This window comes from Mesorhizobium sp. B2-3-5, assembly GCF_006442395.1.
Taxonomy (GTDB): domain Bacteria; phylum Pseudomonadota; class Alphaproteobacteria; order Rhizobiales; family Rhizobiaceae; genus Mesorhizobium.
Genome location: NZ_VFVX01000006.1, coordinates 237,304 through 250,996, shown reverse-complemented (window position 1 = coordinate 250,996; position 13,693 = coordinate 237,304). Strand labels below are relative to the sequence as shown.

The window sequence follows — 13,693 nt, the reverse complement described above, 5'->3', positions numbered from 1 at the left end:
CCTCGGCAAGAGAAGTTGAACGGAGCCTAGGAAGAATGCAGGAGAATGAGGATCGTTCCTGTCTCGACGTAAACTCGTTCCAGAATCCATGGCGCCAACTTTCGACCCGTCGCGTTACGGGTCAACTGGGCCGCCGAAGGCGGGTTGGCTTGGATGGTCCACGTGGCCCCGCGAGGCCATTCGTTCATTGTCGGAACATTGCTTTCGCACCGTCGTTAGGTCCGCGGCAGCTGTGGGGATATTGCTGGAAGTGGCGGCTCGCGCGATAGCCGGAACTCTTCAGCATGATCGCGTTGCGGGTTCCCACGTTGGTGAAGCGGACACCGAGTTCGGATGCGCACGGTTCTGTTGGGTTCTTCCTGGTGCGGGCTCCTGTCAGGGCCGCTGAGTTGGGCTACCTCGACGCAAGTGAACTACGTTCTGGTGCCTTGGCAATGCGCCCATCAAGTGCCTGTCGTGCTGCCCTTGGCCCTGACGCTTACGCTGCTTTCGCTCGTCGGAGGTGCGCTATCGTGGCGGGCAAGGCGGCTAGACGGCGCCTCCGGACGCAAGCAAAGCACTGAACGCTTCATTGCCGATCTCGGTATGGGGACTGCTTTGTTGTTTGCGCTGGTCATCATCATGCAAGGCAGCGCCGCACTCATCGTCGATGGCTGCCTGCGATGAGCTTCGATGCATTCTTCTCCAGTTCGATTTGCTACGGCGCAGGCGCGCCGGCAGCGGGATGGACCTTGGCGCTGCCGATTACCCTGCCGCTAGCGGCGGTGGCCATTGCCTATGCGACCGGCGCGACGCGGCTGTGGCGCCGCAGCGGCCATGGCAGAGCTCTACGGGTACGGCAGGCACTGTGGTTCGCCATGGGCTGGATTGTCTTGGCGGCGGCTTTGGTCAGTCCGATCCATGCGCTTGGCGAGCGGCTCTTTGCTGCGCACATGATCGAACATGAACTGCTGATGGCCGTGGCGGCGCCCCTGCTGGTTGCAGCCTGTCCTGCCGCGGCCTTGCTGTGGGCATTGCCCGCCGGGTTTCGGCGCAATCTTGGAACGATCGGGCATGGGAAACTGCTGCGGATGGCCTGGGCCTTCGTCGCCCGTCCGCTCAACGCGACCGTCATCCACGGCATCGCTATATGGATCTGGCACATCCCGGCCCTGTTCGAGATAGCACTTCAGCAGGGCGTGCTGCACTACGCGCAGCACGCAAGCTTCTTCGGCACTGGACTGCTCTTCTGGTGGACCCTGCTGCCACGTCCAGGCCGCCAGCAGAATTATGGCAGCGCCGTCATGCATCTGTTCGTCACCTCGCTGCACACCGGTCTGCTCGGCGTTCTGCTGCTTTTGTCGCCGAAGCTCTGGTATCCGCAAAACGCTGTCGGCGCGGCGTTGTGGAACCTGAGCCCTATCGAAGACCAGCAGCTCGCGGGATTGGTGATGTGGATTCCGGCTGGCCTTGTCTATGGCGGAGCAGCGCTTCTCCTGGCCGGCCTTTGGATTCGCTCAAGCGAAACCAGAGCAGGCGCCGATGCGCTTCGGCCAGGTTAGGTCGGCCCGGGTGGTAGCTTCATGTCCCGCTCTCGGGCTCCGCCTTCATGCCACCAAGTTCTTCCTTCGTGCAAAGGAGCTTGGGCTTCGTCGGATCCGAAATATCCAACTTGTCCCACGGAATTCGATAGAGTCCCTCGCGGCGGCGAAGTCCAAAAAGATCGAGAACGGCGGTACCTATCGACGAAGCGGACAGGCGTTCAAAAGCGGCGAAAATGCCGATGCGGAATTCGGTAACGACGAAGTCGTCGCCTTGCGATTCCGCGACGATCTCCTCTATGTGGCCTATGCTTTCGCCATTTTGGGACAGGACCCTCCGGCCAGCCAGATGGTCGACGTTCACGATCGCCATCCTCAGGCTCCCGGAATTCGGCCGATGACATGATCGCGCAACCAATCCTGCCAGTCGAAGATTGCCGTCTCGCGCACGTCGATGTCGAATTCGATGTCGACGCCGATGTCGCGCACCTTGCTCCAGGGGATCCGATGCGGCCGGGCGTGCCGTTCGCCACCGAGTTTTGCCGCAAGGCGCGCCATCCATTGCCCTGGCAGCCTTCCAAGGCGGCGCGCCAGCGTAACCGATCCAACTTCTATGGCAATGATCCTGGGCGGCTTGCCTGGCCTCAGTTCGGCAACCAAGCCGTCCAGCTTGCCGATCTTGACCTGCTCACGATCGACAACCTGTTTGTCCAGCATATCGCGCAGCAGCTTCATCAGGTGCCTCCGAATATCTGCAGGGGGATGGTCACCACGGCAAGCACAAAGCCCAGCGTGATGATGAAGATCACCGCGATATTCGAGATGATCCCGTTGCGATGCTCGCCGACGTAATGCTTGTCGTTCAGCAGGAAGAGAAAAGGCACCACGGTCAGCGGCAGGCTGGCAGCGGTAATCGCCATCGAAAAGACCGTCAGCCTGAGCGGATCGAGGCCAAGCGCGATCGGGATCGCGGCAAGGAAAATCGACACCGAATAGACGCTGGCGAAGCCCGGATTGTCACGCGGCTTGCTGTCCTCGCCCCATGTCCAGCCAAAGCCCTGCGCGATCAGGTAAGCCTGTTGCAGCGCAATTTCGAGCACGGCGCCGAAGCAGGCGATGCCGAGTGAAGCGACAAACAGCACGAAACCCCAGAACCCGAAGATAGGGATGAGCATCAGCGGCAGCTGATTGTAGTCGTCCACCTGACTTATGCCATGCGCGCCGAGCACGAGCGCGGCCACGATCAGAACGCCGACGGAAATTGTCCCGCCAAAGCTCATACCCAGGCCGGCAATGGCGCGATTGGTGCCGAGATAGCTCTTGTCCCATCGGTCCTCGATCGCCCCCGAAGAGTAAAACATGAAGAGATAAGGTGATATCGAGGCGCCAAGAATGCTGACGGCCATGAACCAGTAGTTTGCCGTATCGTGACTGGGCAGGCTCGGCGCGGCGCCGACAGCAACCTGTTTCCAGTCCGGCTTGAGCATCACCGCCGCGACGATGAAACAGAGCGTGACAAGGCCGAGCGTCGACACGCCCTTCTCGATCAGGCCGAACGTGCCTTTCCACAACAATAGCCACGCTACGAAAGCGACAGGCAGCGCCCACCATTGGAAGCTGATGCCCGTGGCAAGTTCGCCGGCAATGGCAACGCCGCCGATCTCCGCCGACAGCACCATGAAATTGACCAGCACCGTGGTCAGGAGCGGCCACAGGAAGGCATTGAAGCCGAACCGCTCGCGGATGCCGTCCGCTATCGTATGGCGGGTCACTGCAGCGAAGCGGCCGGCCATCTCGACCAGGAAGATGATGCAGACAGTGCCAAGAACGACCGACCAGATCAGCTGGAATCCGAACAGTGCGCCGGCCTGAGCGGCCGTCGCCATCGAGCCGATCTCCAGAAAGCCGCCAACACTGGTAACGACCCCAAGCGAAATCTCGAGCAGCTTTTTCATGACTGCGGCTGGTCGTATCTGGCAGCGGCGACAGTCAGATCCGCCATCGCGCCGTTAAGATCCTGCCGCGCCTTGTCCGCCTGCGGCCGGCTGCCGGCCTTCACGGCGGCTTCGGCATATTTCACCGCCGTTGACAGCCGTGTCATCGCCGCCGAAACTTCACTTCTCCTTCCGGGTTCGGGCGAGGCGTCCGACCGCAACTGCCGATCGGCCTCGGTGACGGTTTCGGCAAGCGATTGCAATGTGGCCGCTGTATAGCGTGCAGGGGCGGCTCCTGTCATCCAGGCGTCGGTTACCAGGGCTGCCGCCTGCGCGGCTGACGCGACCGTCCTGGATTGCTGTTGGACGGGGTCGGAGGACGTACAAGCAGCCAGGGCCACTGCGGTCATCACCAGGCAGGCGCGGCAAAGCCGCTCAACGCAATTCTTGAAAAGCTTCAAACTCCACTGCCTCGCTGCCGAACGCCATCCTCCCTCGGCCGCGCGCAATGCCGGCCAAGTTTCGGCGTCATCTTTCGCCTCTCGACAAGTTGATGAAGCTAAAAACCGGGCTAAGGCGGAAAGTTCCGTCCGGGCCAAAGATTGCCCCGCGAACTCGCCTGCGACGCGCAGATGGCAGACCGATCTGCGGGCCTCAGGTCGCCGGTTGCTTACCATTATGTTCCCGCACTCTTCTCGTCTGCGACCGAGCCCGGAGCGCCCGCCCCTTCGGAGGTCTCCAAGGCTTCGATGACCGGCGCCAGAGGGCTCTCTTCAGGGGGAATCCTTGCCTCTTCAGGATCATTCTCGCTCGCCTGATCGAGCGCGCGCTGGATGGCATCTTCGATATGACCGATTTCCTCCTCGCGGATTTCGCGTCCGTATCCGGCGGCATCGGCATCCTGTTCGAACTGTTGCGCCAGCACCGCTATACTGACCTGCGTGTCGGCGGGCAGTTTACCGACATTCTCCTGTAACCAGCTTCGAAAGAACTCTACGGTTGCGCTCATATCTGGTCTCCTCGACCGGACAACTTGCACAAAGGGCCGGTGTTCCATTCCGCACGCAATCTGGAACTCAAAATCGCCGGCCACGTTCGTGATGATGGCTGTTCACCCCGTCCGAGAAATTCTGACCACAACCGGCACACTGACGGCGAAGCCCTGGGCTTTTCTGATACTTATCGGCTACACCGTCGCGTGGATTGTCTTCGAGCATGAAACACTCGACTGGCATGGCGTCGCCACCCTCGTGACCTGGGCCATGACGCTTCTCATCCAGCGGGCGGAGCACCGCGATACCCAAGCCTTGCAGGCCAAGCTGGACGAGTTGATCCGCGCGACCGGTAACGCGCGCAACGATGTCACGCAAATCGACAAGAAAGAGCCGGAGGAAATCGAGCGAAAACGCTCGCTCGACGGACGCAACGACGAGCATGAGCGGTCCGCTAGCTGATCGAACCTCTTCGTGAATCAGGGAGAAGCAGGCTTCGCCGGCAGGGTCCCCTGAGCCGGCTGGGTTCCCTGCTGATCCCCTCCCGTGGAGGTCTGAGGCGTCGGGTCCTTGTCGACCTTGGGGTTTTGATCGACTGGCTGGGTGTTGGGATCGCTCTTGGATTGCACCGGATCGCTGTTGCTGCACGCCGCGAGCAAAACCATCGCGACAACAGCCATGACCGCTTGTCTCATCGTGATCTCCTCTTCGCGACAGCAACGTGAGGCGTCGCAACCCGTTCCATTGGCATGAAGCTTCTGTTCCTCAGCCGAGAACGAACTGCCTGCACGGCAGCGGGCGTCACCGTGACGAGGTCGACCGGATTTCGGTTCAATTTCGGTTGGTCGTAAGGCCGCTGCTGTCGGTGCGGCGGCGCTGCTGTCTCGTTCGTGGCCATTGCATGCTGGCCGAAGCTCAGGAACATACCTCGCCGCTCGTGGTTAGGCCGGAGCCATCTGGTTCGGGTTTTCGACCATGCTGCATATCAAGTTGGGTCGGCCCCATTTTGCGCCGCAGGATTGGTGCATCCGGACCGCTTTCCTCCTGGTGCTGCTGCTGGCAGGCGTCCCGCCGCTTTGGGCCTCCGAGATCGAACGGGGCGAATATCTTGCGCGCGCCGCCGATTGCATCGGCTGCCACACCTCGGACCCCAGCCGGCCGCTGGCTGGCGGCTATCGCGTGCCGACGCCATTCGGGGAGGTCTATTCCACGAACATCTCGCCCGACCGCGACAACGGCATCGGGCGCTATACGGATGACGAGTTCGTCCGCGCGGTACGGGAAGGCAAGCGGCGGGACGGCGCCGATCTCTATCCGGCCATGCCCTACGAAAGTTTCGCGCAGATGAGCCGCGCCGACGTTCTGGCTGTCAAGGCCTATCTCTTCGCCCGGCCACCCATCGCCCAGCCTCGCGCCGACAACATCCTGCCATTTCCTTTCAGCCAACGGCCCATCGTGAAGTTCTGGAAGATCGCTAACTGGCGCGGCGGTCCATTCGCCGTGGATCCTTCCCACGACGACGAATGGAACAGAGGCGCCTACCTCGTCGAGGTACTGGGGCATTGCGGCGCATGCCACACGCCGCGAACCATGACGTTGGGGATGGACAAACAAAAGAACCTCGCCGGCGGGTCCGCGGGTATCTGGCGGGCCTACAACATCACGTCCGATCCGACAGCCGGCATCGGCGGCTGGAGCGACGCCGAACTCGTCCGCTTTCTCAAGACCGGCGCTCTGCCCGGCAAGTCCTACGCCGGAGGGCCGATGGCCGAAACGGTGACCAACAGCCTGAGCCATCTGCCCGACGACGACATCCGTGCAATGGTCGCCTATCTGCGCAGCGTACCGGCCCAAGCCGGCGAGGAGAAGCAGCCGCGGTCCTCACGGCAAGGCATCGCCGCCAGTGCCGGGCCGGACGGCCAAAACGTGCCGCACGGCAACATCACCTCCGACGGAGCCGGACTCTATGCCTCGCTCTGCGCCGATTGCCATGGACCTGATGGGCGCGGATCATCCGACGGCGGCTTCCCCTCGCTCGTCCACAACACGACGACGGGGGCGCCGACATCGGAAAACGTCGTGATGACGATCCTCTATGGCGTCCAGGCCGGAGGCGTCGCGGGCCGCCCTTCCATGGCCGCGTTCGCCGATTGGCTCGACGATGGCCAGGTCGCAAGCCTTGCCAACTATGTTTTCGCCCATTTTGGCAATCCCGAGGTCAACGTCGCGGCGTCCGACGTGCGCCAGATGCGAGCGGGCGCGCAAACCCCGGAAACACTGATGCTGATCTGCGTGGAGGCGCTCGTCGCCGCCTGCGCCGCGCTCCTGTTGTTTTGTGTGTGGCTGCTTGCTCGACGCTACCTGGGACGGCTCCCTCCAGGTCACGTCCGTGCGTAAAGATAGGCGGCGATGTCGCGTGCCTCCTGCGGCGACAGGTTGGTGTTGGGCATGGCCGTTTTCGGGTCGACGTCCCGTGCACGGCTGATCCAGCGTATCATCACATCGGAGGAAGTTCGCGCCGTGCCGCCGATATAGAACCGCCGGGAGACGCCGGCCAGCGATGGGCCGACCGTCCCTCTGGCGCCGGGCACGCCGGGAATTTCATGGCATCCGCCGCAACCGTTGCGGATCATCGCGGGGATGGCGCGGGCAGCCTCGCCGCCGGTCTGCTGGTTGATCTGCGCCTCGCTCAGGAACTCCGCGCGCCATGCCTGCGCGAGATAGGCGCCGGCCACGAAAACGGCACCCCCGAGGAAGGCGGCGCTCCATGTCATGAGTTTGTCTCGCGGCAGCGAGGCGACGTCCGAGGCGCTCGATGGAATGGCTACGCGTGGACGCACGCGCAACAGAAAAACAAGGCCACCGGCAAACAGCAGAAGCCCGGCCAGACCACGCGACGCAATATGGTGGCGCGAGAAACGCTGCCGGTGCCTGATGGACTGCATCTCACATCCTCGGAAACCAGTAGATTACGAAATAGAGCACGACCCACGAAGCGACCACGAAATCCCAGTAGAAGGCATTGTCGGCCACATCGCTGAAACGTCGGCCCGTGTTGCCCTTATCGGTGAACATCAGCACCGCGAGCACGACCGTATCGCCGACATCCGTGAGCAGGTGGGTCGTGTGCAATCCGACGATGAACCAGATTATCGAGCCGTAGGCGTTCTGGTCCCAGCGGATCTCCAGTGCCGCGAACTCCCAGATGCGCAGCAGCAAAGGCAAGAAACCAACGGCTGACATCACGATCATACCGACGCGCACCTTCGCCAGATCCTGCCTCTTTGCCCATTGCTCGACCATGTGATTGGGAACGACGCTGATGATGAGAACGACCAGTATGGCCGTGCCCGGGAACAGGTCCGGCGGCGACGCGGCGATCGGCCACTGCGGACTGATCGACGCCAAATAGAGATAGGCGCCGATCGCGAGGGCAAAACCGGTCGCCTCGAGCGCGATGAAGGCCAGCGTTCCCCACCACATGGGAGTACTCGCGCCGAAATCATAGGTCGGCAGCCGGCTGATATCGGCAACGGCGCGGTGCTTCATTCCTCGTCCTCCGGAATCGCCTTGGGCCAGAACCAGCCGATGAAGGTCACCGCCACCGGCAAGGAGCCCCAAACCACGGCCCATGGCGTATAGATCGAGGCCAGAAAGGCCACGCCGACTGCAATCGCGGCGAGAAACGGCCAGATGGAATTGTCGGCCGAGGGCTGGCGGATTTGCGGCACCGCATCGGCGACGGTGCCGACCATCACCTCGCGTGCGTCGATGCGCAGCCCCTCCGCGACAGGAAGCACCTCGGCATTCTTCCAGAGCGGCTCGCGATGATCGACCACCGGAATGCGCGGGAAATTGTACGACGGCGGTGGCGAGGTGGTTGCCCATTCCAGCGTGCTCGCGCCCCAGGGGTTGTCCCCGGCAAGGCGTCCGCGCCTGAGGCTAAGGACGACATTGAGGAAGAGAACTCCGAACCCGGCAGCCAGGGCGAGGCTGCACAGGCTGACGAAGAGGTTCGTGCCTCCCCAGCCGCTTTCGAGCGGATAGGTGTAGACCCGTCGCGGCATTCCTTGCAGGCCAAGAATGTGCATGGGAAAGAAAGTGGCATTGAAGCCGATGAAGACCAGCCAGAAGTTCCATTTCCCAAGCTGTTCGCCAAGCATGCGCCCGGTGATCTTGGGAAACCAGTAGTAGACCGCGCCGAGCAGCGGAAAGACCGCGCCGCCCACCAGCACATAATGCAAATGGGCGACGACGAAGTAGGTGTCATGCACCTGTAGATCGAGCGGTACCGACGCGACCATGACGCCGGTCAAGCCGCCGATGACGAAGGTCACGATAAAGCCGAGCACGAACAGGAGCGGTGTTGCCAGGACCGGTCGTCCGCCCCAAATCGTGGCGATCCAGCAGAAGATCTGGATCCCGCTCGGGATGGCGATCATCATGGACGAAGCGGTGAAGAAGCTTTCGCCAAGCTGCGGCAGGCCGGTGGCGAACATGTGGTGTACCCACAGGCCGAAAGACAGCAGCCCGATGCCTATGAGCGACAGCACGATGCCCAGGTAGCCGAATACCGGCCTGCGGACGAAGGCAGGCAGGATAGCCGAAACGAAACCCGTCGCCGGGATAAAGATGATGTAGACTTCCGGATGGCCGAAGAACCAGAAGAGGTGCTGCCAAAGAAGCACATCACCTCCGCTTGCCGGGTTGAAGAACTGCGTCCCGACGAGCCGGTCGAGAATGAGCATCGTGCTCGACACCATCACCGCCGGCATCGCAAAGAGAATGATGAATGCCATCACCAAAGCCGACCAGACATAGATCGGCATGCGGTCCAGCGTCATGCCCGGCGCTCTTTGCTTGAAGACGGTGGCGATGACCTCCACGGCGACGGCAAGCGCCGAAACCTCCGTATAGGTGACCATCTGCGCCCAGAAATCCGGGCGCTTGCCGGTGCCGTACTCGGGACCCGCCAACGGTACGTAGGAAAACCACCCGGCATCGGCACCGGTGTTGAAGGCAAACGCCACCCAGATCATCAATCCGCCCGACACATAGACCCAATAGCTGAAGGCATTGAGGCGCGGAAACGCGACGTTGCGCGAGCCGATCATCAACGGCACCAGGTAGATGGCAAAACCTTCCATCATCGGCACGGCGAAGAGAAACATCATCGTCGTGCCGTGCATGGTGAAAAGCTGATTGTAGAGATCCGGGCCGACGCGGCCCGCTTCGGGCGAAGCAAGCTGAAAGCGCATCACGAGCGCGGAAATCCCGGCCAGCACGAGGAAGAGGAAGGCCGTGACGACGTAGCGGTGGGCGATGCGCTTGTGGTCTACGGTCGCCAGCCAACCATAAAGGCCATCTGGTGTTTTCCAGGTCTTGGACAGATATCCATGAAGCGTGGCATCGTCGAGGCCGGTATCGCGTATGCCCTTGAGCTTCTCTCCGTCGAGCTCGACCTCGGATGCGCTCACTGCAGGCCCTCCAGATAGGCGACCACCGCATTGAGGTCGTCGGCACTGAGAGCGATGCTCGGCATTCTGGCGCCGGGCTTGATCGACTGCGGGTCGGCGATCCACGCCGCGAGGGCGCCTCGGGTCAGCGGCAAGGTGTCGGCGGCAAGAGAGCCGCGGCTTGCAAGATGCGTCAAATCCGGCCCGACGGCGCCAGCCGCCGGAGTGCCGCGGATCGTATGACAGAGCGCACATCCGGTTCCGAGGAAAGCTGCTTGCCCGCGGCGGGCTTCGTCCACCTTCGGCGGCAGGGCGTCGAGCCGCTGCCGTGCGACCCAGGCATCGAAGGCAGAGCGGCTTTCGGCCACGACCGTCATTGCCATGTGCGCATGCTGATAGCCGCAGAATTCCGCGCATTGGCCACGGTAAGTCCCCGCCTTTTCCACCAGCAGCGTGATCGCGCTCGGCCGACCCGGGATAAGATCGCGTTTTCCCGCGAGGCTCGGGACCCAGAAGCTGTGGATGACATCGGCGGAGTCGAGTTCGACCCGGATCGGCAGGTCCACAGGCAGATGGATTTCGTTGGCGGTGACAATGTCGGATTGACCGTCAAGCTGGTAGCGCGCCTCCCACCACCATTGATGACCGGTGAGATGGATGGTGAACGCCTCTCCGTTGAGCGCGGCGTTGGATTTTCCAGTCAGGAAGCTGGCGAAAGTCAGTCCGACGAGGACAGCGACAGTCACTGCAACGGCTGTGACGACGACGCGAAAAAAGTTCTGCTCACGTCTCCGATCCATCGCAAGCGGCTCGCCTGCCTGTTGACCCCGCCGACGGTGAAGGACAGCCATCGCCAGAGCCATCACGACAAGGACCCACACCACCACGGAGACGGCCGTGAAAAGCCAGATCAGCCCGAGGATGGCTCGCGCGCCGCCGCCTTGAGGATGCAATGCCGACTGCCACTGGCTGCACCCTGAAAGCAGGACTGCCAACGCCCCTATCCCCCCTGCGCAGCGCAGTTTGTCCATGTCCGGCACCGCCGCTCCGCGATGGTGATGTGTCACTCTCGATCACTACCCGCGTGACGGGGTCTCTCGAGACGCATCCACTTCGACAGGACTTCGGAGGCCATCTGGAGATAGCGGATAGAAGACATCGTCAATCAGCCTGAGGAAACACTGCTCGGTGATGCCAGCTGCAACGACGGGCCCGAAAATAAGTTCCGGTCGCGTGGTTTGGGCAGGACGCCCCGTCTCTCACAAACGTGCTTCATCACGCCGCAGTGGCAAGGAATTGGCTGCAGGCATCCTCCCGAGCGGGGCGCGACGTGGAGGAATGCCGGCTTGGTTTCCTGAGGACTTCACCAATCCGTGAACTGTTGGCGCGGCAACGGAGGTCCTGACGCGGGAACCTAGCCGTCAAAGGCAGGTTGATGTTCGTCATCAAACAGCCGAGCACCCACATGAAACCCTCCGTCACCGACCACGTCAAAATCAAACGATATAATCACCCAACCGGCGGTTGGGGATCGCTGAAGTCGCTCATACGCAAGGCACGCGGTGAAGGTCTTCTCGTGTCGGGCATCTGGAGCACGCTGATGCGGCAGAACAAGTCCGACGGTTACATGTGTGTGTCCTGCTCCTGGGCCAAGCCAGCGGAGCCACGGCCTTTCGAGTTCTGCGAGAACGGCGCCAAGGCCACGCTCTGGGACCAGACCAAACGTCGCTGCGGGCCGGAATTCTTCGCCGTCCACCGGCTGAACGAGCTGCTCGACTGGCCCGATCATGACCTCGAAAAGCAAGGCCGGCTGCTTGAACCCATGCGCTACAACCAGGCTACCGACAAATACGAACCTGTGTCATGGGACGCGGCTTTCCATGAGATCGGCAAGGAACTGAGAAAGCTCGATCCGCAATCCGTCGTCTTCTACACCTCCGGGCGGGCGTCTCTCGAAGCGTCCTTCATGTATCAGCTCTTCGCCCGCATCTATGGTTCGAGCAACCTGCCGGATTCGTCGAACATGTGCCACGAGTCGACATCCGTGGGCTTGCCCGAGTCCATCGGCTCACCCGTCGGCACCGTGCAGCTGGAAGACTTCGCACAATGTGACCTCATGTTCTTCTTCGGGCACAACACGGGGGTCACGGCGCCGCGACTGCTGCATCCGATCGAAGAGGCGCGTCAGCGCGGCATTCCCGTGATCACCTTCAATCCCCTCCCCGAGCGCGGTCTCGAGCGATTCAAGAACCCGCAAAGCCCTATCGAAATGCTGTCGCCCGGACCGGGCACCAAGATGTCGAGCGAGTTCTTCCAGGTGCGCGGCGGTGGCGATATCGCGGCCATGACCGGAATTGCGAAATCCCTTCTCGCGCTCGATGATGCTGCCGTGCAAAACGGCGGCCAGCGCGTTCTCGATACGGCTTTCATCGCGGAACACACGTCCGGCTTCGAAGAATTCGAAGCCTATCTGCGGCGCACGCCATGGGACAAGATCGTTGCACGTTCGGGCATCGCGCGCGCGGATCTGGAACGTGTCGCAAAGATCTACAGCGAGGCATCCGCGGTGATCGGCAATTACGGCATGGGCCTGACGCAGCATCGGCACGGCACCGAAAACGTCCACATGCTGTGCAACCTGTTGCTGATGCGCGGCAATGTCGGCAAACCGGGCGCCGGCGTTTCGCCGCTGCGTGGTCATTCCAATGTGCAAGGCCAGCGCACGGTGGGCATTTCCGAAAAGCCCGAGCTGGTGCCGCTCGACAAGTTCGCCGAATTCTACCAATTCGAGCCACCCCGAGAAAAGGGCCGCGATACGGTGGAGACCTGCGAAGGCGTCATCGACGGATCCGTAAAGGCCTTCATCGGCCTCGGCGGAAATTTCGTGCGCGCGGTTCCGGAGACTGGTCTCATCGAGGAGGCGTGGCGGCGTCTGCGACTGCACGTACAGATCGCCACCAAGCTCAACCGCAGCCATCTCATCCCCGGAGCGGTCACCTATCTGCTTCCGTGCTTGTCACGGATCGAGAGGGACAGCCAGGCGGGCGGCGATCAACATGTCTCGATGGAGGACTCGACGGCCTGCATTCACGGTTCGTTCGGCTACCGGCCGCCGGCGGGTCCCAATCTGCTTTCCGAGCCAAGGATCGTCGCCGAACTCGCCAAGGCCACGGTGGGCGGCAAAAGCGCTGTCCCGTGGGACGAATGGGTCGGCGACTACAGCCTTATCAGGAATGAGATCGAGCGTTGCTATCCGGACCACTTCAAGGACTTCAACAAACGTTTTCTGGCGCCGGGAGGGTTCCACCGCGACATCAAGGCGTCGAAGCGGGTATGGCAGACGCCCAACAAGAAAGCCAACTTCAAGGCGCCGAGCATGTTGGAGACCGATCCGGACATCGACGTCTCTCAGTCTGATGTGCTGACGCTCATTACGATCCGTTCAAACGATCAGTTCAACACCACGATTTACGGCTATCGCGACCGATTGCGCGGCATCAATGGAACCCGCATGGTTCTGCTGATGAACAAACGCGATATGCAACGGCTTGGGGTCTCGGACGGGGACGAGATCGATCTGCAATCGGCAGCCGAGGACGGGGTCGAGCGACGTGTCCGGGGCCTGAGGGTCACGCCTTACGCGATCCCTCCCGGAAATTGCGCAGGCTACTACCCGGAGCTCAATCCTCTGATTCCCCTGTGGCATCGGGCGGAGAAGGCGCATGTGCCCGCGGCCAAATCGGTGCCGGTAAGGTTGGTTCCTGTCTCCGGTCAGGCGTCGAAATAAAGAG

Annotated in this window: 15 protein-coding genes; 5 read left to right on the top strand and 10 right to left on the bottom strand. The window is 61.9% G+C overall.

Going from position 1 to position 13,693, the window contains the following annotated elements; genetic code table 11:
- Window positions 1-408: 408 nt before the first annotated feature.
- Both FJ958_RS10555 and FJ958_RS10550 read left to right on the top strand, forming a co-directional pair.
- Window positions 409-666: a hypothetical protein gene (locus tag FJ958_RS10555; RefSeq protein WP_246679573.1), complete on the top strand. Its 258-nt coding sequence runs from the start codon at window positions 409-411 to the stop codon at window positions 664-666.
- Complete coding sequence (locus tag FJ958_RS10550; protein ID WP_140742218.1) at window positions 663-1,541, top strand: cytochrome c oxidase assembly protein; 879 nt, start codon at window positions 663-665, stop codon at window positions 1,539-1,541. Before FJ958_RS10555 ends, FJ958_RS10550 begins: the two co-directional genes overlap by 4 nt.
- Window positions 1,542-1,560: 19 nt before the next feature.
- Here the strand turns inward: FJ958_RS10550 and FJ958_RS10545 are convergent, their stop codons facing one another.
- The 5 genes from FJ958_RS10545 to FJ958_RS10525 all read right to left on the bottom strand — a co-directional run bounded on the left by FJ958_RS10545 (window position 1,561) and on the right by FJ958_RS10525 (window position 4,463).
- Window positions 1,561-1,893 (bottom strand): hypothetical protein, encoded by a 333-nt coding sequence (locus FJ958_RS10545; protein WP_140742216.1) that lies wholly within the window; start codon window positions 1,891-1,893, stop codon window positions 1,561-1,563.
- 2 nt (window positions 1,894-1,895) lie between these two features.
- Window positions 1,896-2,255, bottom strand: coding sequence for a hypothetical protein (locus FJ958_RS10540; RefSeq protein WP_140742214.1), 360 nt, complete (start codon window positions 2,253-2,255; stop codon window positions 1,896-1,898).
- Complete coding sequence (locus FJ958_RS10535; RefSeq protein WP_140742212.1) at window positions 2,255-3,475, bottom strand: divalent metal cation transporter; 1,221 nt, start codon at window positions 3,473-3,475, stop codon at window positions 2,255-2,257. Before FJ958_RS10535 ends, FJ958_RS10540 begins: the two co-directional genes overlap by 1 nt.
- Window positions 3,472-4,053: a hypothetical protein gene (locus tag FJ958_RS10530; protein WP_140742210.1), complete on the bottom strand. Its 582-nt coding sequence runs from the start codon at window positions 4,051-4,053 to the stop codon at window positions 3,472-3,474. The genes FJ958_RS10535 and FJ958_RS10530 overlap by 4 nt, the downstream gene beginning before the upstream one ends.
- A gap of 77 nt (window positions 4,054-4,130) precedes the next feature.
- Window positions 4,131-4,463: a DUF768 domain-containing protein gene (locus tag FJ958_RS10525; protein WP_140742208.1), complete on the bottom strand. Its 333-nt coding sequence runs from the start codon at window positions 4,461-4,463 to the stop codon at window positions 4,131-4,133.
- A gap of 91 nt (window positions 4,464-4,554) precedes the next feature.
- Between FJ958_RS10525 and FJ958_RS10520 the strand changes: the two genes are divergently transcribed.
- Window positions 4,555-4,908: a low affinity iron permease family protein gene (locus FJ958_RS10520; protein WP_348642200.1), complete on the top strand. Its 354-nt coding sequence runs from the start codon at window positions 4,555-4,557 to the stop codon at window positions 4,906-4,908.
- A gap of 17 nt (window positions 4,909-4,925) precedes the next feature.
- Here FJ958_RS10520 and FJ958_RS10515 read toward each other — a convergent pair whose 3' ends face one another.
- On the bottom strand, window positions 4,926-5,141 hold the full coding sequence (locus FJ958_RS10515; RefSeq protein ID WP_140690234.1) for a hypothetical protein: 216 nt from the start codon (window positions 5,139-5,141) through the stop codon (window positions 4,926-4,928).
- Between the two features lie 280 nt (window positions 5,142-5,421).
- Between FJ958_RS10515 and FJ958_RS10510 the strand changes: the two genes are divergently transcribed.
- Window positions 5,422-6,843, top strand: a complete 1,422-nt coding sequence (locus FJ958_RS10510; protein WP_181176354.1) for a cytochrome c — start codon at window positions 5,422-5,424, stop codon at window positions 6,841-6,843.
- Here the strand turns inward: FJ958_RS10510 and FJ958_RS10505 are convergent.
- The 4 genes from FJ958_RS10505 to coxB are packed head-to-tail and all read right to left on the bottom strand — an operon-like array spanning window position 6,828 to window position 10,933.
- Window positions 6,828-7,391 (bottom strand): c-type cytochrome, encoded by a 564-nt coding sequence (locus FJ958_RS10505; RefSeq protein ID WP_181176353.1) that lies wholly within the window; start codon window positions 7,389-7,391, stop codon window positions 6,828-6,830. The genes FJ958_RS10510 and FJ958_RS10505 overlap by 16 nt on opposite strands.
- Window position 7,392: 1 nt before the next feature.
- Window positions 7,393-7,995, bottom strand: coding sequence for a cytochrome C oxidase subunit III (locus FJ958_RS10500; protein WP_140742206.1), 603 nt, complete (start codon window positions 7,993-7,995; stop codon window positions 7,393-7,395).
- On the bottom strand, window positions 7,992-9,878 hold the full coding sequence (gene ctaD / locus FJ958_RS10495; RefSeq protein ID WP_150830289.1) for a cytochrome c oxidase subunit I: 1,887 nt from the start codon (window positions 9,876-9,878) through the stop codon (window positions 7,992-7,994). Before ctaD ends, FJ958_RS10500 begins: the two co-directional genes overlap by 4 nt.
- Window positions 9,879-9,919: 41 nt before the next feature.
- Complete coding sequence (coxB, locus tag FJ958_RS10490; RefSeq protein WP_140742201.1) at window positions 9,920-10,933, bottom strand: cytochrome c oxidase subunit II; 1,014 nt, start codon at window positions 10,931-10,933, stop codon at window positions 9,920-9,922.
- Window positions 10,934-11,367: 434 nt separating this feature from the next.
- Here coxB and FJ958_RS10485 point away from each other — a divergent pair, with 434 nt between their 5' ends.
- The gene (locus FJ958_RS10485; RefSeq protein ID WP_140742249.1) at window positions 11,368-13,689 is read left to right on the top strand and encodes an FdhF/YdeP family oxidoreductase; all 2,322 of its coding nucleotides are present in this window, start codon (window positions 11,368-11,370) and stop codon (window positions 13,687-13,689) included.
- Window positions 13,690-13,693: the final 4 nt, after the last annotated feature.